Below are 25,050 nucleotides of genomic sequence, written 5' to 3'. Positions count from 1 at the left end.
TTATAAAAGTAAGGTAAGGACGCTATAGGCAGCGCCGCTCTATAACCTGTTTTCGTTTTTTTGGGAAAAAGGAAAAGGACAGGCCAAAGAATCGGCATGCCAGAAGCACGCTGTATTCTTAGGCTCTGTCCTTGGTACCTGAGAGTTACCCCGCCGCATGATGCAGCAGGTTTCCCCTTGGGTGATCATAACGCCCATACAGGCGATTAGATGCTCTCCAGAGTTGCGTCCCGTAAAAGTCCTTTTGCCTGAGAGATTCACCTCCGCTTGTCGGTGGCTTACTCCTTCGGCGTTACCGCATGTACACCCTGATTCGGGTGTCAAGGGTAATCTCTCCCTTTACATTCATCCGCGGGTATTGCATAGACCAATTAAACACATTTACTACTCTCATTAAAGCCTGAATCGTCTATTGATGTCAAGAACGATATCATAGATATGAACAAAAAATCCGAATGAAATTTTTAATTAACATTAAAATGTACGTCTATTTATAAAGAGTGCGCTTACTTTTCTAATATTCACCATTATATGTAGGGAGGGTCCATTTGAGTTACAGGCATATAAGGAAGAAAAACAAATAAATTGTGAGGTATCTTGACATTTGAATCGAAAATATCATACGCTATGTTCTGGGAAAAAGGTTAAGGTCAAAGAAACGCATGCACTCATTTAATGAAAAGCGAGGCGGATATCGATGAGCGAATTGAAAAGTGATTTCCTGTACAGTGAAGAGCACGAATGGGTGCAGACCGTAGGGGAGGATACCGTACGTATTGGCATTACCGAGTTCGCGCAGCATCAGCTGGGTGACATTGTGTTTGTAGAATTGCCTGACCTTGAATCGGATGTAAAAGCGGAAGACGGCATTGGAACGATTGAATCCGTCAAAACCGTCTCGGATTTGTTTTCTCCTGTCAGTGGAACGATTATTGCTGTGAATGATGCATTGCAGGATTCCCCGGAGCTGGTTAACAACTCCCCATATGAGGAAGGCTGGATGATCGAGATTCGTGTTGAGGGCGACCTCACAGCAGCACTTTCCACATTGATGAACGCGGATGCGTATCGTAAACATACGGAATAATATTAAGGTACAAATTTCCGCTAGATACGGAGTTTCAGCTTAATGGAAAGTTCGTTTAACGTATTAAAAATGAATCGATTGATTATAGATCCGGATGGTGATACAGCTCATTCGGAGAATACTTAGGCGCAATTGCCTCACCTGGGACAGGGTGAGGCAATTGCGCTTTTTTCGTTGTTAACAGACGAATGGGATGGAATGAATATCAATTAACGTGTTTCATCATTATTTCTAATTGAGATAGAAACAGCTCGTTCAAATAGAATAAATTTACAATTTCATTTGTCATTAAAATGGGGCATTTCGTGGGTATGATACATGAAAGGGAATAACAGGTTCCATTCCATATACAAGGTTCAAACATGGGACAATCCTTTAAATTTAAATCTTGTCATCAACGTTCATGACGGAAGTAGGTTTTCATTTCGTTGTAGAAGATACCGTTTTCATTTACGATATGGTTGTAAATTAAGATTTATTGAAGATTTGTACCTTTGTTCGTCTGGATCATCGTTGTCAAAATTCAGTGGAATTAAGGTTTAATATGTTGAGGAGGTTTTCAATATGAGTTCAGTGGACGCAAAGTCCGAAAAAAGCGGAGGAATACGGGTCGGCGTTCAGAAGTTTGGACGTTTCCTGAGTGGTATGGTTATGCCGAACATGGGTGCATTTATCGCCTGGGGTTTGATTACGGCATTGTTCATTCCAAAAGGATGGTTCCCTAACGCAGATTTTGCATTGCTGGTTGATCCAATGATCAAATATTTGCTGCCTTTGCTTATCGGTTACACAGGCGGTACCATGGTACACGGCCAACGTGGTGGTGTAGTCGGTGCAATAATGACCATCGGGGTTATTGTCGGCAGTGACATTCCAATGTTCCTTGGCGCTATGATTGCCGGACCATTGGGAGCTTGGGTCATTAAGAAATTTGACAAAGCTGTCGATGGCAAAATCAAATCAGGGTTTGAGATGCTGGTTAACAACTTCTCCGCTGGTATTATTGGTGGGATTTTGGCCCTTCTAGCCCTTAAAGGCATCGGGCCTTTCGTTGAAGCGATTAGCAAGGTGTTATCGGCTGGGGTAGAAGCTTTGATGAATGCTGGTCTTCTCCCGCTGGTCAACCTGATCATTGAGCCAGGAAAAGTATTATTCCTGAACAATGCGATCAACCATGGTATTCTGACACCGATTGGTACGGATCAAGCAAGAGAACTGGGGCAATCCGTATTATTCATGCTTGAATCCAACCCAGGACCTGGACTCGGCATTTTGCTGGCATACTGCTTCTTCGGTCGCGGATCAGCCAAATCTTCCGCTCCAGGTGCTGTAATCATTCATTTCTTTGGCGGGATTCACGAGATTTATTTCCCTTACATTCTGATGAGACCGATACTGATTCTGGCTGCGATGGCTGGTGGTGTGGCGGGTACATTGACCTTCATGCTGACAGGAGCTGGTTTGGTATCTGCACCGTCACCGGGAAGTATCATTGCCTACTCATTGTTAACGCCTAAGGGTGGATATCTTGGCATGTTTGCCGGGGTAGCCGTAGCTGCGGTCATCTCCTTCCTCGTGGCATCCATACTGCTCAAAACAGGTAAACAGAAGGATGACGAAGATCTGGATAGTGCTTCCAACCGCATGAAAGATATGAAAAATCAGGGCAAAACGGGCAACCTCACCGTTGATAAAGACAATCGTGAAGCTGACCGTGCAGCCGATATTGCTTCTTCGGCAGTAAAAACGGATATCAATAAAATTGTATTCTCCTGTGATGCAGGTATGGGTTCGAGTGCCATGGGTGCCTCGATTCTGCGGAAGAAAATGAAGGCAGCCGGTGTGGATGTCGCTGTAACCAACACGGCGATCAGTGAGATTCCACAAGATGCCGACATCGTCATCACACAGAAAACATTGACTGACCGGGCCAAATCCGTGGCTCCAAATGCAGAGCATATTTCCATCGATAACTTCCTGAAGAGTCCTGAATATGAGGCACTGGTGGAGCGCCTCAAATCCGACTCCTGATGAGTAATATTACAAGGAGACAGCGTGAGATCGTGGAGTTCCTGCTGGAGCATCCTCATGAGGTAACTGCTGGCGATATAGCTGTTGCGGTCAAAGTAAGCACTCGTACCGTACATCGAGAGTTGCAGATGATTGAACAATGGCTTGAGCCCCTTGGCATGAGATTGGAAAAAAAATCGGGAACCGGGGTTCGAATTGATCCCGGTTCCGATGATTTGGCCGTATTGCGTCAACAACTTGAACTTAACGAATATGTGGAGTTTACGCCCGAAGAGCGTAAACTCTTCATGCTTTGTATTTTGCTGGATGAATCCGAGCCTGTGAAGCTGCTTGCATTGGCCTCAGATCTGAAGGTAACCGTGTCTACGGCAAGCAATGATCTGGACGATCTGGAACCACGCATTCAGCTGGCTGGCTTGAAGCTGGTTCGCAGGCGTGGATATGGGGTCAAGATCAATGGAAGCGAGCTGGCTCATCGCATGGCTATTTCCGCGCTCGCTCTTGAATATCTGGATGAATCCGATTTGTTCGGTAGACAGGCGGAGCAGGGAGTTTCCAAAGTAAACAGCAAACTTCTGGGAATGATAGGGCATGAGGATGTACTTACGGTCGAAAATGCATTATGGCAGCCGGATATTGAGTGGTTGGAAAATATCCCGGAACGTCAATACATGAAGCTGCTGATCCAATTGTCTGTAGCCGTTGTGCGTATTCGCAAAGGTTTTGGCATAGGTCGGGGCACACAACAGGACAAAAATGACGTTGGAAATCCTCTGCAAGATGAGCGGAAGGTGCCGGAATATTTGGCTTCACGGTTGTGCGGCGTTCTATCTGCCCAGCTTGGGCTGGAGTTTGTCGGCGAGGAGCAGGCTTATTTTCACAGGCTGCTAGTTGAAATCGAGCAATCGATTCATTCCTCGCGTCTTCTGCCCATAGACGATCTGGTCTTACTCGACATGGTTCGTTCTCTTACAGATCGAATGCAGGAGAAAACTCATTATTCGTTCCATGAGGATCGTCTGCTTCGTGAAGGTCTGATTGCCCATATAGAGCCGGTGCTGGAACGAATGGATGGGCGGCAGCTCATCCGTAATCCGTTGCTTCAGCAGATCCGCAAGGATTATGAATCACTGTTTGAGGATGTAAAGAAAGCCGTGCGAGAGGCTTGGCCCAATACGGATGTGCCGGATGAGGAGATCGGATTTTTGGTAATGCACTTCGGTGCTTCCATTGAACGGCTGCGGGTGTTGAAGCGTGAAATCAGGGCTGTCGTCGTTTGTACGAGTGGGATCGGATCTTCACGGATGTTATCGAGCCGTCTGTCCAAGGAAATTCCCGAAATTCGGATTGTGGACAGCGTGTCCTGGTATGAAGCCGCGCGTATCCCAAAGACGGAATATGATTTGGTTCTCTCTACTGTGGATCTGCCGATGGATAAACATCAATACTACAAGGTGAGCCCACTGCTGACGGCAGAAGAAAGTGAACGTTTAAGACATTTCATCAGGACAACGACGCTTCAGCGGGAACATAGTCCCCCACCTGAAGCAGACTCAAGGACAACAGGACGAATTTCCGATCCGGTTGGACTGGAAGCGACCCTGATTGAAATCGTACAGATAATCGGCAAGTTTCAGGTGTTCCCGCTGGATAATCAGGAGATCGGATTTTTAGAAACGGCTTACGCCATGTGCAGCGTTTTGCATCAATCCGGTGTATTGAATAATCCAGATGAGATTGCCAGGCTGCTGGAGGAGCGTGAAGCTGTTGGAAGTCAGAAGATTCCCGGAACTTCCCTCGCTCTGTTTCATACACGCAGTGATGGCATTCACAGTCCTTCAATTACGCTGTTCCAATTGACAGAGCCGCTTCTACGCACGCCGGAAGACCCGGCAGGTGTCAGCCATGTGCTCTTGATGCTTGGACCCAGACAGTTATCGAAGGAAAGTTTGGAGGTACTGAGTGAAATCAGTGCGCTATTGTTGCAGGAAGAAATGATTGCATTACTTGAAAAAGGCAACCGGGATGATCTTATTCATTACTTGTCCCAAGAACTTGCGGGATTTTACCGCAGCAAAACCGAAATTGGAGGTATTCAAACATGAGTGTGTTAACTAAAGATAAAGTCATCATGAATGCAACGGCTCAGGACAAATACGAAGCGATTCGTATGGCAGGTCAAATTTTGAAAGACGCGGGACATATCACCGCTGAATACATCGACAAAATGCTGGAGCGTGAAGAGATTGTCTCCACGTATGTAGGCAACGGACTTGCGATTCCACACGGCACGAAGGAATCCAAATCATTCATCCTGTCCACAGGCATTTCCGTCATTCAGTTCCCGCAAGGTGTTGATTTTGGGGAAGAAAAAGCGTATATGGTAATTGGTATCGCCGCTCAAGGTGGAGAACATATGGAGATCCTGACCAGCATCGCAGTCATCTGCGCCGAGGAAGAGAACATGGAAGCTTTGCGTCATGCTCAAACCGCTGAAGAAGTCATCACTATTTTGGAAAGTGAAATGGAACTATGAAGGCCCTTCACTTTGGAGCAGGTAATATTGGACGTGGCTTTATCGGTTTGATTCTGTCCCGTGCAGGCTACAATGTTGTTTTCTCCGACGTTAATCAGGATCTGGTTAAGGCTCTAGAGCTGCGTGGAGAGTATACGGTTGAACTGGCTAACGAGGCCAAAGACCTGGAGACAGTTACCGGTGTGAGTGCAATCGATGGAACCAATCTGGATACCGTTGCTCAGAATGTTGCAGAAGCTGAATTGATCACAACTGCAGTGGGTGTGAACATTCTGAAACATATTGCTCCCGGTATTGCCAAAGGACTTACGTCCAGACTGGGAACGGGCGATGTCTTCCAGCCCCTTCACATTATTGCCTGTGAAAATGCAATTGGAGCCAGCACTCAGCTGAAAGAACATGTATATGGCCTGCTTGATGAGCGGACTCGCCTGCTTGCGGATCAGTACGTGTATTTCCCGGACTCTGCCGTAGATCGGATTGTGCCGATTCAGCATCATGAAGATTCATTGCATGTACAGGTAGAGCCTTTCTATGAATGGGTTGTTGACCGTTCACAAATGGCTCCTGCGTTCAAACCGGTTGAGGGTGTAATGTATGTGGATGATCTGGAGCCTTATATCGAACGGAAGCTGTTTACCGTAAATACGGGACACTGTATTGCCGCTTATATTGGATATGTGAACGGGTTTGATACAATTCAGAAGGCTATTGCCGATGAAAAAGTCAAATCCATCGTATATGGTGCCTTGCAGGAAACCGGAGCCGTTTTGGTGAAGCGTTTTGGATTCAATGCCGACGATCATCAGTTGTACATTGCCAAAATATTGGAACGGTTCGTTAACCCGCATCTGACGGATGAGGTAACTCGTGTAGGACGTTCTCCACTGCGGAAACTGTCCCCGAATGACCGTCTGGTTCGCCCAGCTCTCCAGGCTTACGAGTATGGAACGGAGACAACACTTTTGGCGATGGGTATGGCCGCTGCCTGCAAGTTTGACGTATCCGAAGACCCGGAAGCGGTGGAACTCCAGACTACGATCCAGCAAAAAGGGATTGAAGCAGCACTCAGCCAGTATACGTCCATGGATGAGAGTCATCCTGTACTGAAGCAGGCTGTAGCGCATTATCAACAAATGCAGAAGTAACGTTCTGTATTTCAATACAAAATAATATTGATTGAAGAAGAGCCTCACAGGGTTAACTGTGGGGCTCTTTATTTTGCTCTGTCTTCTTTTTATACGTATCCAGACATGCCTCGCAGATGCAGGACTTCCTGCGCTGTTCTGCCGGAATGGGGTCAAATACCCCTTCTGGGAACACAGCCCAGTTACACCAGCATTCTGAATGAGGACGACCAGCCGCATAGGAGCAGCCATTGGCCTCACCGCATAAAGGACATACAAGAACTTCTGGAGTGACTTTCTTTGTATCCTGCTCAACAGACATACGAGTCTTCCTTCCCCGATAAATTTCTAACCACGAACGATCGATAGGTTTATTAAAGTATAGCAACTCAACCCATTATATCAATCCTGTGGTTATTCTTCAGGGGGCAATTCAATTTTCAGTCCTTCCACATGCTTGCGACTCATCAGTTTGCGTTTCTTTCGGTTCTCTTTGGACTCCAGCACAATGTCGAGGTCATAGTCACCCGGATATAGTTCATCTGCGGAGATGTGCAGAGTTAGACGTTTCTTATGAATTTTGACTTTACGTCCACGCAGCATGACTCCGATATTTCCGCGACTGTCCTCCACATCACATACGATGCCTGACTGGTTCAGATAAGCTGCATAGACGCGATCCCCTTTTCGGAATGCTTTGGCAGGGGGCGCGGGTTCTAATGTTTCAGGCCGATCAGCAGATTGCTTTCTAGTTCCAGTCTGTACGGACGGGCTGATAGGTTTTATCGTGTTCCTTGCTTCATTCAATTGTTCTTGTTCAACCGTGCTGTTTATTTGCGATGACGTTGAACTTACGTTAGGCACGGATGGAGAGGAGGTGGAAGAGACACTTTGCGAGACACCCTGATCTGAAATGAGCTTGGAGCGCTCAATAATACGCTGTGGCATACCCAATTTCAGTGCAATGGAATAGGCATAGCTGTCCCCGGCTTCTCCGATCCGCAATCGATAGAGAGGTTGAAGAGAGACCGTATCAAATTCCATTCTTGCATTCTCAAATCCAGGCGTGGATGCTGCAAAATGTTTGATTTCCCCAAAATGGGTTGTAGCGATAACGGTAGCTCCACGGCTGTGCAGCTCCTCCAGCATGGCGATCGAGAGTCCCACTCCCTCACCGGGATCGGTACCGGAGGCCATCTCGTCAATAAGCACAAGTGTCGATGAATCGGCTTGCTCCAGGATGCCAATCATGTTGCGAATATGTGCAGAAAAGGTACTGAGTGCTTGCTCCAGGCTCTGTCCATCGCCGATATCAACAGCAATTTCATGATACACGGCCATCTCGCCATCTTCAGCGACAGGCACAAGCAGACCAGATTGCATCATCAATGTGAGCAGACCCAATGTTTTGAGTGCAACCGTTTTGCCACCCGTATTCGGCCCGGTAATGATTAGCGAGGAATAAGTTTGACCAATTGCAAAATCAAGCGGAACCATGGATGCACCCATAAACGGATGGCGGGCATGATGAAGCCGAACACGTCCAATGGCATTGACGCGTACAGTTCGTCCATCCATGGTGGCCGCATATTTCGCTTTGGCAAATAGGAAATCCAGAATCCCTACCGTTTCCGTATTTAACGAAATTTCACGATTATAAGACTCTGCCAGGGAGGTTAAGTCACCGAGAATTTTCATCTCCTCCCGTGATTCCTCGGCTTGCAGTGAAGACAGCTCCATTTGCAGACCTACTAATTCAGCAGGTTCAATATATACGGTTTGGCCACTTCCTGATTCATCCAGCACACTGCCTTTAACGTGTTTGCGGAATTCTTTCTTAATGGGCAGCACGGTTCTTCCACCACGCTGACTAATCACATTTTCCTGCATGATGGAGCGGTGTTTGCTTATTAGAGAATCCAGCTTGCGCTTCATGCGTTCCTCATTCACCGTCATTTTTTTACGAATACGTATCAGCTCCTTGCTCGCCTGATCCTGAATGCGTCCACTATGGATACAGCGTTCAATCTCGCTGAGCAGGGATTCCATCCATATCATGGATGAAGCGTAGCGACTAACTGTGGGGGCCACTTCGGATTTGCCCTCCATGTATTTCATAAGCTGTGCGCAGCTGCGCAGAAATTGGGCGAGATGACTGAAATCACGTTCCGTAAATAAATAACCGGTGCCGAGCAGATCCATGATGGTCTCCATGCCATCCAGTGAAGGAATGGGCACACTGGCACCGTAACGAATCAAAGCAGCCGCTTCAGCGGTCTCTTCCAGCCGCATTTGAATCAGAGAAGCGTCCACCATTGGCTTCATGTCTCTTGCGTAACGTTTGCCCAAATAGGATAGGGCACAGGCTGCAACGTTTTTTTGAATTTGGGGATAACCCAGACTGGTTAACGTTTTTTCATTCATGCTTGATCTCTCCTTGGATATAAAATGGAATTTCGGTTAAAGCGATGGGACATATTCCCGGAAAACGCAAAAAGGGCGGAGAATGAACAAACGTCATTCTCCGCCCTTAACGTACGGGAAAGTAGGGCCCGTTATAGGTCTATACAAAAAAATCCACGCTGAACACAGCGCGGAAATAGACCCGGACACGTACAATCCCGGAGGCGATTTATGATATCCGCTGTTCTTAACTAAGTACAGGGTAATGGCGCATCATGAAATACACGTATGCCACAAGGCACAAGTGAATCGAAGGCCAAACTCCTGAATATGAAACTAGTTAGTTAAGAACGCTCACCGACATCAAAATCTCTCCTTTGATTGAGGAATATGCAACCAATATAAACTGGAAATTGCCTTGAAGTCAACCTTCAATAATAAATAGTGGACTTGAATAACAATGGGTTTTAAAATAACAATAGTAAATTAATCCAATGAAAGCGATATTATATATACGTTTTGCATTAGATCGGGTAGTGATTCCGAAATCGTTCTCGATCAAATAACGCAAAATGCACAAAGGAGGATGCTCTTTTTGCCTAAATACCTGCTGCGTTTGCTCTGTTTTACCATGATTCTCGGAGCCCTTCCGGTCATTGTTATTGGTTCAGTCTCCTATTCGATTGCTTCACGTGACATTGAACAGAAGGTCCGGGAGAGTAATTTGCAGATTCTGCATCAGACCCAAATGCGGGTAGAGCAAGTATTGCGCAGCCTGCAATTATCGTCCATCCAATATGTGAATTCTCCACTGGTATTAAAAGCGATGAAAAAACCGCTGGACAGCAGCGAATTTCAGGAAATTCGTGATCTGACTTCCGGATTTAATAATCTGCAATCGGTTACTAATATCGATCAGGCCTATCTCGTGAATCTGGATGAAGACTGGGTCGTTTCGATGCGTTCCTTTGGAAAATTGGATGATTTCAGTATTCGGGACCGGATAGGCTCTTATTTGAAATATACAAACAGCCTGTTCTGGGTAACGCAAAATGTGAGTTCAACCAAAGAAAGTGTGCCGGTATCGGCGGGAGTTGGTGAAGCAACGCCAGAACATGCACCTACTCTTATTTCATCCGATAACGTGGTCAGCATGGTATTCAAGATTCCGATGATACCAACAAATGTGAAACCCAAGGGATTTTTGGTTATAGACATAGCCGATACAGAACTAAGTACATTTCTAAGCCGAAATCCGAATTCAGGGGATATGTACGTCCTTGATCGGGAGCAGAAATATTTTCTCAACGATACAGAACAAGACGGGAAATACAACGCGCTGAATCAGGAAATCCATGAAAAGGTACAAACGACGGGACAGTCGGAGGGTTTCTTCAGTGCAGAGGTTCAAGGAAGTCAGGTGGCGGTTAGCTACAGGCAATCCCCACTCAATGGCTGGTTGTATGTATCCGTTGTATCGCTGAGTCAGATAACCGCCCAATCGCAGAAAATTGCATTGGTTACGGGAGTGGCTACATTAGTCATGTTATGTTTGACGGGATTAGTAGCCATCTACGGCAGTCGCAAGATGTATTCTCCCATTTCCAGACTTCTGCAGGTTACAAAAGGACTGGATTCTCCATTGGCTCCGTCGGGACGCCGTCAGGATGAATTTATATACATCGAAGAGCGATTATCGACCTTGTTCAGTTCGGAAAAGACGATGCGTGAGCAGATGAAGGGCCAGCATGTTCATTTGCAGGAATTTTTTATGACCAAACTACTTACAGGAAAAATATCGGAAGATGACTTCAGATATCAGGGTCAGTTATACGATTTTCCAACCTCATGGTCCAGACTTGGGTTACTTACACTTCAGATCGATACCCTTGAAGGGACAAGGTATGAGGAGCAGGACCGGGATCTGCTGCTGTTTGCGTTAAACAATATGGTCGGTGAGCTGCTGCCCTCTGATATTCGTTTCGCACCTGTCATGATTGATGACGCCCAGGTTACGGTGCTGGCATCCGTGCTTGATGATGAAGTACAGCTAAAAGAGTGGATGCACACTCAAGCCGAATTGATCCGTGAGCGGGTCGTGACCTATCTGAATCTGCCTGTAAGTATCGGTATTAGTCGCTCTTACTCTGCAATAGGTGATTCACCACGGGCTTACCAGGAGAGTCGTGAGGCGCTGCAAGGCAGGGTAAGTTTGGGCAGCCGTATTATTTTGCATTACGAGGATATTCAGCCGCGAGGTCAGACGGAGGCAGCGTTATATACACAGCTCAGGATGATTGAAGACCAGTTGGCTTCTGCACTCAAGCAAGGGGACGAGGAGAAAACCGATGCGTACTTTAAGCAATACCTCGGTCTGCTTGCAGACAAGAAGCTGCACTTCAGCGAATACCCCGTTATCATGGTTCAACTGTTGTCCCGTGTGTATCAGCTTGTACAGGAGCAGGGTGGGAATGTTGCGGAAGTGTTGGGCGAAAAGGCCTCTATGGCTCGACTACTCAAGTTATCCACATTGGATGAAATGACGAACTGGTTCCGCAAATGTTTATTTCACCCTGTCATTCGATTCTGGCGTGAACAGGAAGAATCTCAATATCTGAATATTGCCCGGCGCATGATTCGGCTGATCGAGGAGCGATATGATCGCGAATTGTCGCTGGAAGCTTGCGCAGAAGAACTGAATTTTCATCCAGTCTATCTGAGCCGTGTGTTCAAGAAGGAGGCTGGTGTGAACTTTACGGAATACCTTGCCGAATACCGGATGGAAAAAGCCAAAACCTGGCTGCAGACGACCAACCTGAAAATATCGGAGATTGCCGAGAAACTCAATTACACCAACCCTACCGCTTTTATCCGTACATTTCGTAAAATTACGGGAACTACCCCCGGAAAATACCGGGAGCAGCAGCGATAAAAGCAACCTGCTCTGCCTGCCATGGCAGGCAGGTTTTTCTTTGTTTCAAGGTCAGCCTTTATTCTGCGTTTGCAGCAGAGTTAAGACAGGAATATCGGAGGTTAAATGTGGTTCATTCAGGGGAGCATTCCAGAATTACAAATGCCTTAAACCCTTGCTGCATAAGGGAAAACAAGAAGCTAAAATGAGACGATAGCCAGTTACCCATTTATCCTCCACAATGAAGACATGAATTCAGGAAGTGATATTTTGTAATCGTTTCCAATGTGGGGAGGAAGACACTATGAAAGCCGAAACGGCGGCTCGGACACGACCCGCTACCCGCAGTGACAAAAACCTGCTGTGGAGGGACATCATCAAAAACCGGTGGCTCTATATTATGTTGATACCGGGCGTGCTTTACTTTGTTATTTTCAAATACATACCCATGTACGGTATTACGATGGCTTTTCAGGATTACACGCCTTACAAGGGCATTCTGGGCAGCGACTGGGTAGGGTTTAAGCACTTCCAGCGTTTCTTCGGGGAACCGCAGTTCTGGACTTTGTTCCGGAATACGTTTTTGCTAGCGATTTATAATATGGTATTCTTCTTCCCGCTGCCAATTGTATTGGCACTCATGATGAATGAAGTTCGCCGTGAACGATTCAAACGCTTTGTACAGACGCTGGTATATGTTCCGCACTTTGTTTCCTGGGTTGTTGTGGTTGGTGTGTTCTACATGCTGTTCACAACCGAGGGTGGCGCTATTAACGAATTACTTTATAACCTGACGGGACAAAAAGTGGCTTTCCTGCTTGAGCCCGGCTGGTTTCGAACGATGATTGTTGGACAATCCATCTGGAAAGAGGTAGGTTGGGGCACGATTATTTTCCTAGCGGCACTCTCCGGTGTAGATACACAGCTCTATGAAGCTGCACGGATGGATGGTGCCAATCGCTGGCGTCAGACATGGCATATTACGTTGCCTGCCATCCGCAGTACAATCATTATTTTGCTCATTCTGCGTCTGGGTAACTTCCTGGATACAGGCTTTGAACAGATCTTCCTGATGCTCACGCCGACGAACCGGGATGTGGGTGAGGTATTTGATACCTACGTCTACACCAAAGGTCTCACACAGGCACAGTACAGTTATAGTGCTGCTGTTGGTTTGTTCAAGTCGGTGGTCGGACTGGCACTTGTACTGGGTGCCAACACGATGGCCAAAAAATTCGGGGAGGAAGGCGTCTACTAAAGCTTGGCAGCAGACGTCCTTCACCAGACAGGAGTGAACATTAAGATGCAACAGGATAAAACGTGGGGCAACCGGATCTTTGATATCCTCAATCATGGTTTTCTACTTTTGATCGGAATCGTGACCGTTATCCCGTTCATTTATATTTTGGCCGTCTCGTTTACGAGTCCGCATGAAGTGGCTAAGGGAGGATTCATTCTTTTTCCAAAAGAATTCTCCCTCGCCGCTTACCGTTACATCTTCTCTACAGACACATTGATTCGCAGTCTGGGTGTATCGATCTACATCACTGTAATCGGAACACTGCTTAACCTGTTGTTCACTTCGCTAATGGCGTATCCGCTTTCCAGAAGATACTTGCGTGGACGCCAGCCGATCTTGCTGGGTGTACTGTTCACCATGCTGTTCAGCGGTGGGATGATTCCAACCTACTTTGTCGTCAAATCATTGCACCTGACGGATACATTATGGTCTTTGATGCTGCCTACAGCGATTAGTGCGTTCAACCTGATCGTACTTAAGAACTTCTTCCAAGCCATTCCGGATGAACTGGAGGATGCCGCCAAAATCGATGGATGTAACGATGTGGGCGTATTGTTCCGTATTGTTTTGCCTTTGTCGATGCCAGCAATGGCTACATTCTCTCTCTTTTACGCGGTGGCTCATTGGAACAGCTTCTTCAACGCTGTCATTTATATCAACGATAGTGAAAAGTGGCCCGTACAAGTGTGGCTGCGTGAGATTGTCATCCTGGCTCAGAGCCGGATCGGGGATACCAGTATCGAAGAGACCGAGATTCAGCCGCTCACCATACGCATGGCCGTTATCGTGTTCTCCACGATTCCAATCATGCTGGTGTATCCATTCCTGCAAAAACACTTTGCCAAAGGAGTGATGCTGGGATCGGTAAAAGGTTGAAATTGCGCATGGTTGTACATCAAAACGGGTTCATGACTGTATAAAAAAGGGGAGGTTTTCGTTTAATGAAAGCAACAAAAAAGAAAGCCGTAGCTGTCTTGAGCACATTGGCATTGGTAACAGGCCTGCTGGCAGGATGCGGATCGGATGAAGGTCAGGCTGCCGAGGGCGGAGTGCAGAACGTGTCCATTGCAATAGCACAGGTGGGCGACGTACCGAGCAAAGGCAATGAGGTCCAGCAAAAGATTGAGGCGTATACGAACACCAAACTGGACATTCAGTGGATTCCGGCTTCGGCTTACAATGACAAAATCAATGTCATGATTGCATCCAGCGATATGCCCAAAATTGTGAAAGTACAGTATAACCCAACCGTAACCAGTGCGATGCGTAACGATGTATTCTGGGAAGTTGGACCTTTGCTGAAGGATTATAAAAATCTGTCTGCACAGAACGAGCGTTTCTTTGACAATATCAAGGTGGAAGGCAAAATCTACGGGGTACCCGTATTCTCTGATATTGCCCGTGCAACGGTGATTTACCGTAAAGACTGGTTTGATAAGTTGAATCTCAAGGTACCAACGACACCGGATGAATGGTATGAAACGATAAAGACGCTGGCGACCTCCGATCCGGATGGAGACGGTCAGGATAATACGTTTGGACTCATGCTTTTCAAAAAGTATAACGAGGATCAATATTCCTTCACTACACGTCTTGGCGTAAGTTTTGGTGCACCAAACAAGTGGAAGGTAGAAGATGACGGCAGTTTTACGCCGGAATTCATGACACCGGAATATATGCAGGTGCTGGATTTGCTGAAACGTTTGTATAGCGAGAAACTGCTGAATCAGGACTTTGCCGTATTTGACTCCACAGAAGCGGAGAAGAAATATGATACAGGTGTTGTCGGCATGCGCATCGGTGTCGCCCAGAACGGAAAGAGCCAACAAGAGCGTCTTTCTAAGAATGACCCGGATGGCGTAGTAGACATTGCAGGTTTGCTTGGTGTGAGTGGCGACCGTGTGGCGGGGCAGACGGGTAACTCCGGTATTCTGGCCTTCCCGAAAGCGACGGTGAAATCGGAAGAAGAGCTGAAAAACCTGTTGTCTTTCCTGGATAAATTGATGGACCCGGAGATGGCAACGCTGCTGATGCGTGGTATTGAAGACAAACATTATAAGAAGGCTGGCGAGGACCAGGTGGAGATGAGCGACTTCGATGCGTTCCAGCGTGAAGTGAAGCCATATCGTGATAACTTGCCTTACGTAGAAGGTTACAACGTACCGAAATTGAAAGATACCGAACTCGGTGAGAAGGGTACGGAACTTGCCAAAGAGCTGGCGGAACATGCTGTGCCAAACCCTGCATTAACCTTGTATTCGTCTACTTATGGCGACCGTGGGGCAGATCTGGATCAGATGATTGCAGATGCGCAGACCAAATATATTATGGGCAAAATCGATGAAAATGGCTGGAAACAGGAGATCGAGAATTGGGGCAATGCGGGCGGTACCAAAATTCGTGAGGAATATGCCGAAGACTACAAAAAACAGGCTAAATAAAAAGCCGGAAGCGGAGGAACATCATGAAAGAAACCCTGCAATTCACACCGGTACGGATGGCTGAACAGTTCATGGAAAGTTATCGCAATCATGAGTTATATCCGACCTGGCATTATGAAAATGGTTGTCTGCTGAAAGCGCTGGAAGAGCTGTACACCCATACCGGAGAACAGAAATATTTCGACTACATCCGTGAACTGATGGATAATTTCATTCTGGAAGATGGCTCGATTCGCTCGTATGCAGTCGAGGAGTATAACCTGGACCAAATTAACCAGGGGAAATCGCTGTTCCTGTTGCTGGACAAAACGGGCGAAGAAAAGTACCGTAAAGCCGCGGATTTGCTCATGGTACAGCTTAAGGGACAGCCTCGTACGAGTGAAGGCGGATTCTGGCACAAGAAGGTTTACCCGTTTCAGATGTGGCTGGATGGGCTGTATATGGCCACGCCGTTCCTGACGCAATATGGTGCGGTTACTAGCGAGGAGAAGTGGTTTGACAAGGCGGCATTACAGCTGCTGCTGGTGGAGAAACGTACACGTGATCCACGCAGCGGTCTACTGTACCATGCCTGGGATGAGAGCAGGGAACAGCGCTGGAGCTCGGGAGAAACCGGATGCTCTCCGCATGTATGGAGCCGGGCGATGGGCTGGTATGTGATGGCGGTAGTGGATACATTGGATCATCTGCCTGTAGATCATGAGCAGCGGGGTCAGATTGTGGGGATTTTCGAACGTGTAGCGAATGCACTTGTACATGTACAGGACCAACAGTCCGGGTTATGGCCTCATTTGCTCGATCAGCCGGGGCGTGAGCGTAATTATTTGGAGGCTTCGGGAACCTCAATGTTTGTGTATGCACTTGCGAAGGGCGTACGTAAGGGTTATCTGAGTGGCAAGTTTAAAGCTATCGCAGAAAAGGGGTATCAGGGTCTGCTGCTGCATCTGCTGCAAACGGACCGTGAAGGTGTATTGTCCCTGACGCAGTGTAACGGTGGGGCAGGTCTGGGCGGTACCCCGTATCGTGACGGGTCGTACGAGTATTATGTAACTGAATCCATTCGGATTAATGATCCGAAATCGGTTGCTCCATTTATTTTGGCAGGAGTGGAGATGGAACTGGCGCCACGCTAGTTTTTTTCTTCAGACCCATTTATGATAGCGCAATCATAGAGCGTGCCCGTAACAATTTGGTTAACCAAAGGAGAGATGGTTCATGAGTCCAAAAGGTCGGATGTCCCGTTTAGGCGGATTGGTCGTGGTTGGTGCAATGTCCGCCGGGCTGCTTGCAGGCTGTGGGGGAGAAAAAGCGCCTGCGGCAGGGGAAGGCAAGCTTCCCATTTCGATTTCTTTGATGCAGGTTGGTGATGTGCCGGCCAAGGAGAATGGGATTGAACAAAAGATTGAGGAATATACGAATACGGATGTCAGTGTACAGTGGATTCCGCAGTCTGCTTTTGATGATAAAGTTAATGTCATGGTAGCTTCGGGCGAGATGCCGACCATCATGCGTGTGAATTATGTACCCACAACATTTAACGCAGCCAAAACGGGGCTGTTCTGGGAAATTGGACCCTACCTGAAGGATTATAAGAACCTGTCTGCCCAATCCGAGGCTTATTTTGACAACATCAAGATCGAAGGAAAGGTCTACGGGGTACCCAACTTCCGCGATATTGGGCGTACAGCCATGGTGTACCGCAAGGACTGGTTCGACAAGCTTAAGCTGGATGTACCAAAAACGCTGGATGACTGGTACGAAGTGATGCGCTCCATTCGCAAGGATGATCCTGATGGTAACGGCAAGGAAGATACGTATGGAACGGTACTATTCAAAAAGTACAACGAAGGAGTATCCTCTCCGCTGACACGGATCGCCGTAAGTATTGGTGGGGTGAACAAGTGGGGTGTGGACGATGCGGGTAAACTTACCCCTGAATTCCTGACCACAGAATATGTGGACACGATGAAGCTGTTCAAGCGTCTGTTCAGTGAGGGGTTGATCAACAGTGACTTCCCAGCGCTGGACCCTTCTGATGCGGACAAAAAAATCGACTCGGGTCTTGTAGCTATGAAGCTGAACGGCGTTGCTCAGAACGGAAAGTCGTTTCAACAGCGGCTGACACCAAACGTGCCTGATGGCGAGATTGATGTGGCTCCGTTCCAAGGACCGGATGGCATTCGAATTGCCGGGGAACCAGGGAACTATGGCATGCTTGTCATTCCCAAAGCTTCCGTACCGGACGAAGAACAGTTAAAACAGGTGCTGACGTTCCTGGATCAACTGATGGACGAACCACTGAGTACGCTTCAGCTGCGTGGTCTGGAAGACGTGCACTATACGAAGACTTCGGATGGCAAAACCGAGTTCAAGGACTTCGACGGGTATCAGCGTGAAGTGAAGCCTTATCGTGACAATCTGTTAAGCATTGAAGGTTATAACGTGCCTGAACTTGTCGATGTACCAATCGGTATGAAGGGCACGAAGATGGCACGTGAGAATGAGCAGTATGCCATTCCAAATCCGGCGCTGACCTTGTCTTCTGCCATCTATACTGAGCGAGGCCAGGAGCTGGACCAGATGATCTGGGATGCACAGACCAAATACATTATGGGCAAAATCGATGATGCTGGATGGGAGCAGGAAGTGGCGAACTGGAGAAAATCCGGTGGCGAACAGCTCATTTCCGAATTTGAAGCGTCTTATGCCCAGCTAAACGGGAAGTAATTTGAAGAACAAGCTGTGTTTTGCGTGAAATGACGTGAAGCATGGCTTGTTTTTTATGTTCTTTTTCATCCCTAAGATTATGGTTAAGTGACAGAACGGGTATAAAAGGTAAGGAGCATTTGTTCACATTCATTTTATTGCTCATCGAGAGGGGAATATACAGCATGATTGATGACCATCACAAGTTAGACGTATTAAACGTATTAGATACATACCAAGGAAGAGATCTGGGTGTCACGATGGAACCACAAGCCTGTGGTTTCAAAGTGTGGACTCCTGCCGCAAAGCAGGTGGATGTGCTGATTTACCCGCCTTCAACAGGGGGAAGTCCCAATGAACAGAAGAATCAGGACGAACAGAAAGAAATACCAATGAACAAACAGGATCAGGGCATCTGGTCCCTAAAGCTCGAAGGTGAGTGGAGCGGTTATCGTTATATGTACAGAGCCACCTTTGAGGACGGACGGCAGGAGATAGCGGTTGACCCCTATGCACGGGCTGTGACCATGAATGGAGAAATGGGAGTCATCGTCAGGCTCGAACAGACCCACCCGAATGGCTGGAATGAGGATATTCGTCCAGAACTGGCGAGCCCGGTAGATGCGGTCTTATATGAGCTGCATGTGCGCGATTTCTCGATCCATGAGTCATCCGGCATGAGGCACAAAGGAAAGTATCTTGCTTTTACCGAGACAGGTTTGCACGATTCAAACGGGAATACACTGGGGATCGATCATTTGGCTGAGCTGGGAATTACTCATGTACATCTGCTACCGGTTTTTGATTTTGCGACAGTGGACGAATCGAAGGAAGATGATCGGACTTCCGATTGCTCACGTTATAACTGGGGATATGATCCGCTCCACTACAACGTTCCAGAAGGTTCTTATGCATCCCGTGCAGATGAGCCGGAGACAAGAATTCGAGAGTTCAAATCGATGGTACTCGCCCTTCATGAGAAGGGGATCGGAGTCATTATGGATGTGGTGTACAATCATACGTTTGATAAGGCAGCCAGTTCATTTGAGAAGCTTGTTCCAGGATATTACTACCGTCAGAACCCGGATGGCACGTACAGCAATGGATCTGGTACAGGCAATGAAGTGGCTACGGAGCGGCCGATGGTGCGCAAGTTCATTATCGACTCCGTACGATACTGGGCAGAGGAATACCATGTGGACGGGTTTCGTTTTGACCTGATGGGTCTGATCGACACGACAACAATGAAAGAGCTCGCAGCAGAACTGCATGCCGAGGTTTCTCCATCCATTCTCTTATACGGTGAACCCTGGGGTGCGCTGGAATCACCCCTTGGGGATCAAATGACACTTAAGGCAGCACAGCGTAAAGCCGGATTTGCTGTATTTAACGATAACCTCCGTGGAACGATCAAAGGCGATAGTGATGGAACGGGAACCGGATTTGCTACTGGAGCGGAGGGAAAGGAAGATGATATATGGACAGGCGTACGGGGAGCCATTACCGATTTTACGGATAACCCATCTGAAACAATTAATTATGTAACCGTACATGATAATCTCAACCTGTGGGACAAAGTCGCCCAGACACAAGGATTGCACGATACACTGGGATTTATCACATATAGTGAGGATGGTCGTGTGAAAGGCAGCGCCAACGTGGAAGAGGCTGTACAGCAGGCGAAGCCGTATTTGCACGTTGACCCGGATCGTATACTGGAGAACGAAACGGTCCGGCGTTGTCTACTTGCTAATGGCATCGTATTGACTTCCCAGGGGGTTCCTTTGCTTGCGGCTGGAGATGAATTTCTGCGAAGTAAATATGGTGATGCCAACAGTCATGAGAGTGGGGATTCAGTCAATGCCATTCGGTGGGAGCAAAAGCAGCAGTTTAAACCTGTTCATGATTATTATCGTGGTCTGATCCGTCTTCGGCGCGAGCATCCTGCTTTTCGTCTTCGCACCCGGGAAGAGATTGAGCACCATGTTCGATTGCTTGAAAAAGGAAAAGGGCTGTTGGCCTATGAACTGGCAGGAACGGCTGTCGGAGATTCATGGGGACGGATAATCGTTATATATAATGCTTCCAAAGAAACCCGTACAACCTCCGTTCCTTCAGGTACATGGAATGTGGTCGTAGAGCAGGGGCAGGCTGGTACCGAGACGCTGCGTACGGCCAAGGACGGTCAGGTCAGCATTCCCGCTATATCCATGACGGTTATGTATACAGGTGAATGAACGTTATTGCACCCTTTCTCCATTGTGGGACGAGGGTGTTTTGTTTTCTCCCGCCTTTTTTTCATCAGGACAGGTACAAATGCTGTCAATCTATGGCGCTTGTTTACATATGCTGTATCTTGAAAGCGATTGCTATGTAGATTTGCATCATATTCAATATGCTAATTGAAAGCCTCTGCTCAACCGATATGTTGAGTACAGACAACCCCGGGTTGACAAATGACGTCTCGCTCCGTAACATCGGGACAACACGAAATCAATGGATATAAAGGCGGTGGGAACGATGCCGGAATGGACATCTTTTCGTTATGAAGGCAACGATCTTGGCTTAACATATACGCGTACAGTAAGCACATTTAAGCTGTGGGCACCTACAGCTCAGCAGGTTTCTATACTCATTTTTGATGATGAGGGACATTATGATGCAAGTGGTAAAGTAACCGAACATGATGACGGACAGCAACGGTCGATGACCCGTGACCCGGATGGAATATGGAGTGTACAGCTTGAAGGGGATTGGGCCGGACATTATTATATGTATCACATTACGCATGATGATCAGCATATTGCAGTGGCACCCGATCCTTACGCTCGTGCTGTATCGGCGAACGGACAGCGAACAGCCATAATTGATCTGGATACAACCAATCCTGTGGACTGGGAAGAGGATGTGAAGCCCGTATTTCTACGTCCGGCAGATGCAGTTCTATATGAATTACATGTGCGTGACTTCTCCTCCGACCCCCATGCCGATATTCCGTATAAGGGCAAATATTTGGCATTTACAGCTTCCGGGTTGACGGACAGAGGCGGCAACTCCATCGGAGTAGATCATCTTGTCGAACTCGGCATCACGCATGTGCATCTTCTGCCTGTAGCGGATTATCAGACGGTGGATGAATTGGCATCGACAACGGACGCCGGTTCGAATGCCAAATTGCCATACAACTGGGGGTATGATCCGCAGCACTATAACGTGCCGGAGGGTTCCTATGCCACCAATCCACGTGATCCTGCGGTTCGAATTCGGGAGTTCAAGGCTCTCATTCATTCCTTGCACCGACAAGGCATTCGTGTCGTGCTTGATGTGGTTTATAACCATACGTACAGCGTGGATGATGGACCTTTTGAACGAATTGTACCAAGTTATTATTATCGTTACCGTGAGGACGGCACATTGAGCAATGGCTCGGGTGTAGGCAATGAACTGGCTACGGAGCGCCCCATGGTACGAAAATATATTTTGGACTCTCTCCTGTATTGGGCAGAGGAATATCATGTGGACGGGTTTCGATTCGACCTCATGGGTCTGATTGATACAGACACGATGAACGAAGTGACCCGTGAGCTGAGAGAACAGATTGATTCGGCTTTTCTGATCTACGGGGAGCCGTGGACAGGCGGAGATTCACCTCTGGATCGGAAAACGTTAAAAGGAACACAGCGCGGTCAGGGATTTTCCGTTTTTAACGATCATTTCCGCAGTGCCATCAAAGGGGATAGTGATGGTATCGGCAAAGGTTTTGTTACAGGAGCAGACGGTAGGGAGTACGAAATTGCCATGGGTGTAGCTGGAGCGCTGGATGATTTCACATCTTCACCGGTGGAATCCGTCAATTATGTAACAGCACATGATAATCTCAACCTGTGGGACAAAATCGCAACAACGATGTACCTCAGGCATGATCTCGGTTACCCGGTATGGAGAGACGGGCAGCCCGTAGAAGGAGGCAGTGCGGAATCGGCGGTTAAAGCGGCGGACCCTTATCGTTATGTCAATGCGGATGATGTACTTGATCATGAGATGGTCCGTCGTTCCTTGCTCTCAACAGGGATTCTACTTACCTCACAGGGGATTCCATTTCTCCATGCAGGGGATGAGATGCTGAGATCCAAAGCAGGAGATCACAATAGTTATCGCAGCGGGGACGCCGTGAATACGATCACTTGGGCTAACAAAGCTCGATTCAGACCTGTTTTTGACTATTATCGCGGCCTGATTCATCTGCGCCGCACACATCCGGCTTTTCGTATGATTAACGCCGAGCAGGTAAGGAGTCACCTTCGCATGATGCGAGCAGAAGGAAATGTGGTTGCATTTACACTGGATCACGGAGCGAATCAGGATACCTGGAATCAGATCGTGGTGATTTACAACGGTACAGGTCAGCAGCAGCAAGTGAGTCTGCCGGAGGGTGACTGGCATATCGTGGTGAATGATCACAAGGCAGGTACAGATCTCATTGAGACGGTGAGCGGAACCGCAATGGTAGAACGATGGTCACTGATGGTAATGTACGACACGGAGTATGCTGGCGGTGCTGAACCCGCTGTGATTGAGATTCATTCGCCGCGTCTTGTGTACAGTGTCGGAGAGATTGCCGGTTTGCGAGCATCGGTCAGAGACCGTTTTGGTAATGTGGTGGAGAACGCATCTGTGACCTGGAGCTCTTCGAACCCACAGATTATTGCGATTCAATCCGATGGGACAATTCATACGGGGGAGACCGGAGAAGCCACGATTAGCGTCCAATGTGGCACGATTACCACAGAGTGTACGCTGCAGGTTGATTACCTCCATCCGGAACGAATTGAAATTATCGGGGAATCCGTGATGTACACAACACGTGTCAGTCGATTCCGCGCCTTGGTTCTGGATCAATTCGGCCAGCCTTTGCAAGGTATGAATATACGGTGGAGCTCGTCTCATCTGGATCATGCAGCGGTTAGTACAGCAGGCATTGTGCGTGCTTTAACACCAGGATCTACCCAGATTATCGCGGAGGCTGGAGGAATTCAGGCATCGCTGAATATCAAAATCCACAAACCAATTTCGCGAATTGTCACTCTCCGATATGAACGGGAAGATCAGCATTATGAGGGATGGGATGTCTGGGTATGGGGCACAGGCATGGAGGATGGAGCGGTCTCCTTTGAGCGAGTAGGCAATGCAGCAGAAGCCCGTTTTCGGGTGGCTGCAGGACTGCATCATCTGGGCTTAATCATTCGTCTGAATGAATGGGAAGCCAAAGATACCTGCGGAGATCGTTATGTTGATATCGGTCCTGAAGACGGAGATGTGCACATTATCGTTCAGAGTGGGTCGGATCAGATGCAGGTTATCCGTGAAAGTGATGTAGAGGATGATCGTAACAGCGCTTAGCTGGCCAGGTTATAACTTCATACAAATGGTTGAAAAATATAGGCTTAACAAGCGGTCGGAAGGTATTCCGGCTGCTTTTTTGTTCATCAGAAAGAACCATTTTCACCCGAAAAATAAAAAAAACTGTACATGTTAGTGTTTGAGATGGTCTTTCATTGGGGTAAATATAGATATGGCCCCAGATTCGGCCACGCACGAAAAGGCCATTCTGGTCTAAGAGAGAAGCTTATCGCTTCCTAACAAATATAAAGTAAGGATCCCTTGAAGGAGGATGTTCAATCATGAAATCCAACGGAAAAATGGCTCAACTTACGGCAACACCAAGAACTGAAAAGAAAGGTGCAGCATTGCGCCTGTTAAGACAAGGCGGACGTGTTCCGGCTGTCGTTTATGGCCCGGGATTAGAAGGTGCCGCGATACATGTAGATGAAAAAGAAGTGCTGAAAGTAGCACGTACAGGTCGCTCCGAGATGTTCAACCTCAATCTTGAGGGTGGCAAAACGGTTCCAGTGCTGATCAAGGATCAGCAGGAACGTAACGGACGTCTGCTGCACGTGGACTTCCTGCAAATTTCGAAGAACAAGCCGATCAGCGTTAGTGTATCGATCGACTTCCAAGGTACCGCAGCCGGCTCCAAGGCAGGCGGTGTGTTCCAGACACAGGAAACTCAACTGGAGGTCGAAGGACTTCCGGCTGATCTGCCAACCTCCATTGAGGTGGATGTTAGCGGACTGGAAATTGGTGATCGTTTGACAGCTGGAGATATCAAGCTCGAAAAAGGTCTGACTCTGGTGACGTCAGGTGATTCCATCATCGCTTCCGTGATGCCGCCACAAGCGGCTGAGGAAGAGCCTACGGCTTCTGCTGATGAAGCAGCACCAGCAGCACCAGAAGAACCAGCTAAAGAAGAATAGGGAGTCAGAATATTTATTATTCTGTATCTCAACCAAGCCCGGTCATCACGACCGGGCTTTTTTATATTGGAAATGGACAAGTGGAGTCGCTGGAGATGCGCGATAATGAATGTCGTTTTGACTTATGACAGATGGCTACATAGTCGAGCTATTCGGTATGATAACGTTGCCTGTTTGCGTGAAACAGCGTTACA

Annotated in this window: 16 protein-coding genes and 1 riboswitch; of the genes, 14 read left to right on the top strand and 2 right to left on the bottom strand. The window is 47.6% G+C overall.

Annotated elements, in window-relative coordinates; all coding sequences use genetic code 11:
• Nucleotides 1–226: 226 nt before the first annotated feature.
• Nucleotides 227–349: riboswitch (glycine riboswitch) on the bottom strand.
• Nucleotides 350–697: 348 nt separating this feature from the next.
• From gcvH to BLS14_RS21075, 5 genes are all read left to right on the top strand, one after another.
• Nucleotides 698–1,087, top strand: coding sequence for a glycine cleavage system protein GcvH (gene gcvH / locus BLS14_RS21095; protein ID WP_063566882.1), 390 nt, complete (start codon nt 698–700; stop codon nt 1,085–1,087).
• 564 nt (nt 1,088–1,651) lie between these two features.
• Entirely contained in the window at nt 1,652–3,118 is a 1,467-nt protein-coding gene (locus BLS14_RS21090; RefSeq protein ID WP_063566883.1) for a PTS mannitol transporter subunit IIBC, read from the top strand.
• Nucleotides 3,118–5,223, top strand: coding sequence for a BglG family transcription antiterminator (locus BLS14_RS21085; protein ID WP_090953794.1), 2,106 nt, complete (start codon nt 3,118–3,120; stop codon nt 5,221–5,223). Before BLS14_RS21090 ends, BLS14_RS21085 begins: the two co-directional genes overlap by 1 nt.
• The gene (locus tag BLS14_RS21080) at nt 5,220–5,654 is read left to right on the top strand and encodes a PTS mannitol transporter subunit IIA (protein ID WP_024633110.1); all 435 of its coding nucleotides are present in this window, start codon (nt 5,220–5,222) and stop codon (nt 5,652–5,654) included. The genes BLS14_RS21085 and BLS14_RS21080 overlap by 4 nt, the downstream gene beginning before the upstream one ends.
• Entirely contained in the window at nt 5,651–6,802 is a 1,152-nt protein-coding gene (locus BLS14_RS21075) for a mannitol-1-phosphate 5-dehydrogenase (protein ID WP_090953792.1), read from the top strand. The genes BLS14_RS21080 and BLS14_RS21075 overlap by 4 nt, the downstream gene beginning before the upstream one ends.
• A 52-nt stretch (nt 6,803–6,854) precedes the next feature.
• Here BLS14_RS21075 and BLS14_RS21070 read toward each other — a convergent pair whose 3' ends face one another.
• Nucleotides 6,855–7,103, bottom strand: coding sequence for a cysteine-rich CWC family protein (locus BLS14_RS21070; RefSeq protein ID WP_063566886.1), 249 nt, complete (start codon nt 7,101–7,103; stop codon nt 6,855–6,857).
• A 92-nt stretch (nt 7,104–7,195) separates the two neighbouring features.
• A complete protein-coding gene (locus tag BLS14_RS21065) occupies nt 7,196–9,205 on the bottom strand; it encodes an endonuclease MutS2 (RefSeq protein WP_090953790.1) in 2,010 nt (669 codons plus the stop codon).
• Nucleotides 9,206–9,779: 574 nt separating this feature from the next.
• On the opposite strand from BLS14_RS21065, the gene BLS14_RS21060 reads away from it, so the two are divergent.
• The 9 genes from BLS14_RS21060 (at nt 9,780) to BLS14_RS21020 (ending at nt 24,856) form a co-directional block, all read left to right on the top strand.
• Nucleotides 9,780–12,116, top strand: coding sequence for a helix-turn-helix domain-containing protein (locus tag BLS14_RS21060; protein ID WP_176854660.1), 2,337 nt, complete (start codon nt 9,780–9,782; stop codon nt 12,114–12,116).
• 283 nt (nt 12,117–12,399) lie between these two features.
• Complete coding sequence (locus tag BLS14_RS21055) at nt 12,400–13,353, top strand: ABC transporter permease (RefSeq protein WP_063566889.1); 954 nt, start codon at nt 12,400–12,402, stop codon at nt 13,351–13,353.
• A gap of 45 nt (nt 13,354–13,398) precedes the next feature.
• Entirely contained in the window at nt 13,399–14,271 is an 873-nt protein-coding gene (locus BLS14_RS21050; RefSeq protein ID WP_024633116.1) for a carbohydrate ABC transporter permease, read from the top strand.
• Nucleotides 14,272–14,336: 65 nt separating this feature from the next.
• Nucleotides 14,337–15,836, top strand: a complete 1,500-nt coding sequence (locus tag BLS14_RS21045) for an extracellular solute-binding protein (protein ID WP_090953786.1) — start codon at nt 14,337–14,339, stop codon at nt 15,834–15,836.
• A 23-nt stretch (nt 15,837–15,859) separates the two neighbouring features.
• Nucleotides 15,860–16,969: a glycoside hydrolase family 88/105 protein gene (locus BLS14_RS21040; RefSeq protein WP_090953784.1), complete on the top strand. Its 1,110-nt coding sequence runs from the start codon at nt 15,860–15,862 to the stop codon at nt 16,967–16,969.
• An 82-nt stretch (nt 16,970–17,051) separates the two neighbouring features.
• Nucleotides 17,052–18,563 carry an extracellular solute-binding protein gene (locus tag BLS14_RS21035; RefSeq protein ID WP_083584781.1) on the top strand — a complete coding sequence of 504 codons (1,512 nt, stop codon included), beginning with the start codon at nt 17,052–17,054 and terminating at the stop codon, nt 18,561–18,563.
• 164 nt (nt 18,564–18,727) lie between these two features.
• On the top strand, nt 18,728–20,779 hold the full coding sequence (pulA, locus tag BLS14_RS21030) for a type I pullulanase (RefSeq protein ID WP_090953782.1): 2,052 nt from the start codon (nt 18,728–18,730) through the stop codon (nt 20,777–20,779).
• 283 nt (nt 20,780–21,062) lie between these two features.
• Entirely contained in the window at nt 21,063–23,942 is a 2,880-nt protein-coding gene (gene pulA, locus BLS14_RS21025; protein ID WP_090953780.1) for a type I pullulanase, read from the top strand.
• A 281-nt stretch (nt 23,943–24,223) separates the two neighbouring features.
• Nucleotides 24,224–24,856: a 50S ribosomal protein L25 gene (locus BLS14_RS21020; protein WP_063566894.1), complete on the top strand. Its 633-nt coding sequence runs from the start codon at nt 24,224–24,226 to the stop codon at nt 24,854–24,856.
• Nucleotides 24,857–25,050 lie beyond the last annotated feature (194 nt).

The sequence above is a fragment of the Paenibacillus sp. OK060 genome (assembly GCF_900101205.1).
GTDB lineage: Bacteria > Bacillota > Bacilli > Paenibacillales > Paenibacillaceae > Paenibacillus > Paenibacillus marchantiae.
Note: the sequence above shows the minus strand (reverse complement) of the source record. Positions and strands in the feature narration are given on the sequence as shown.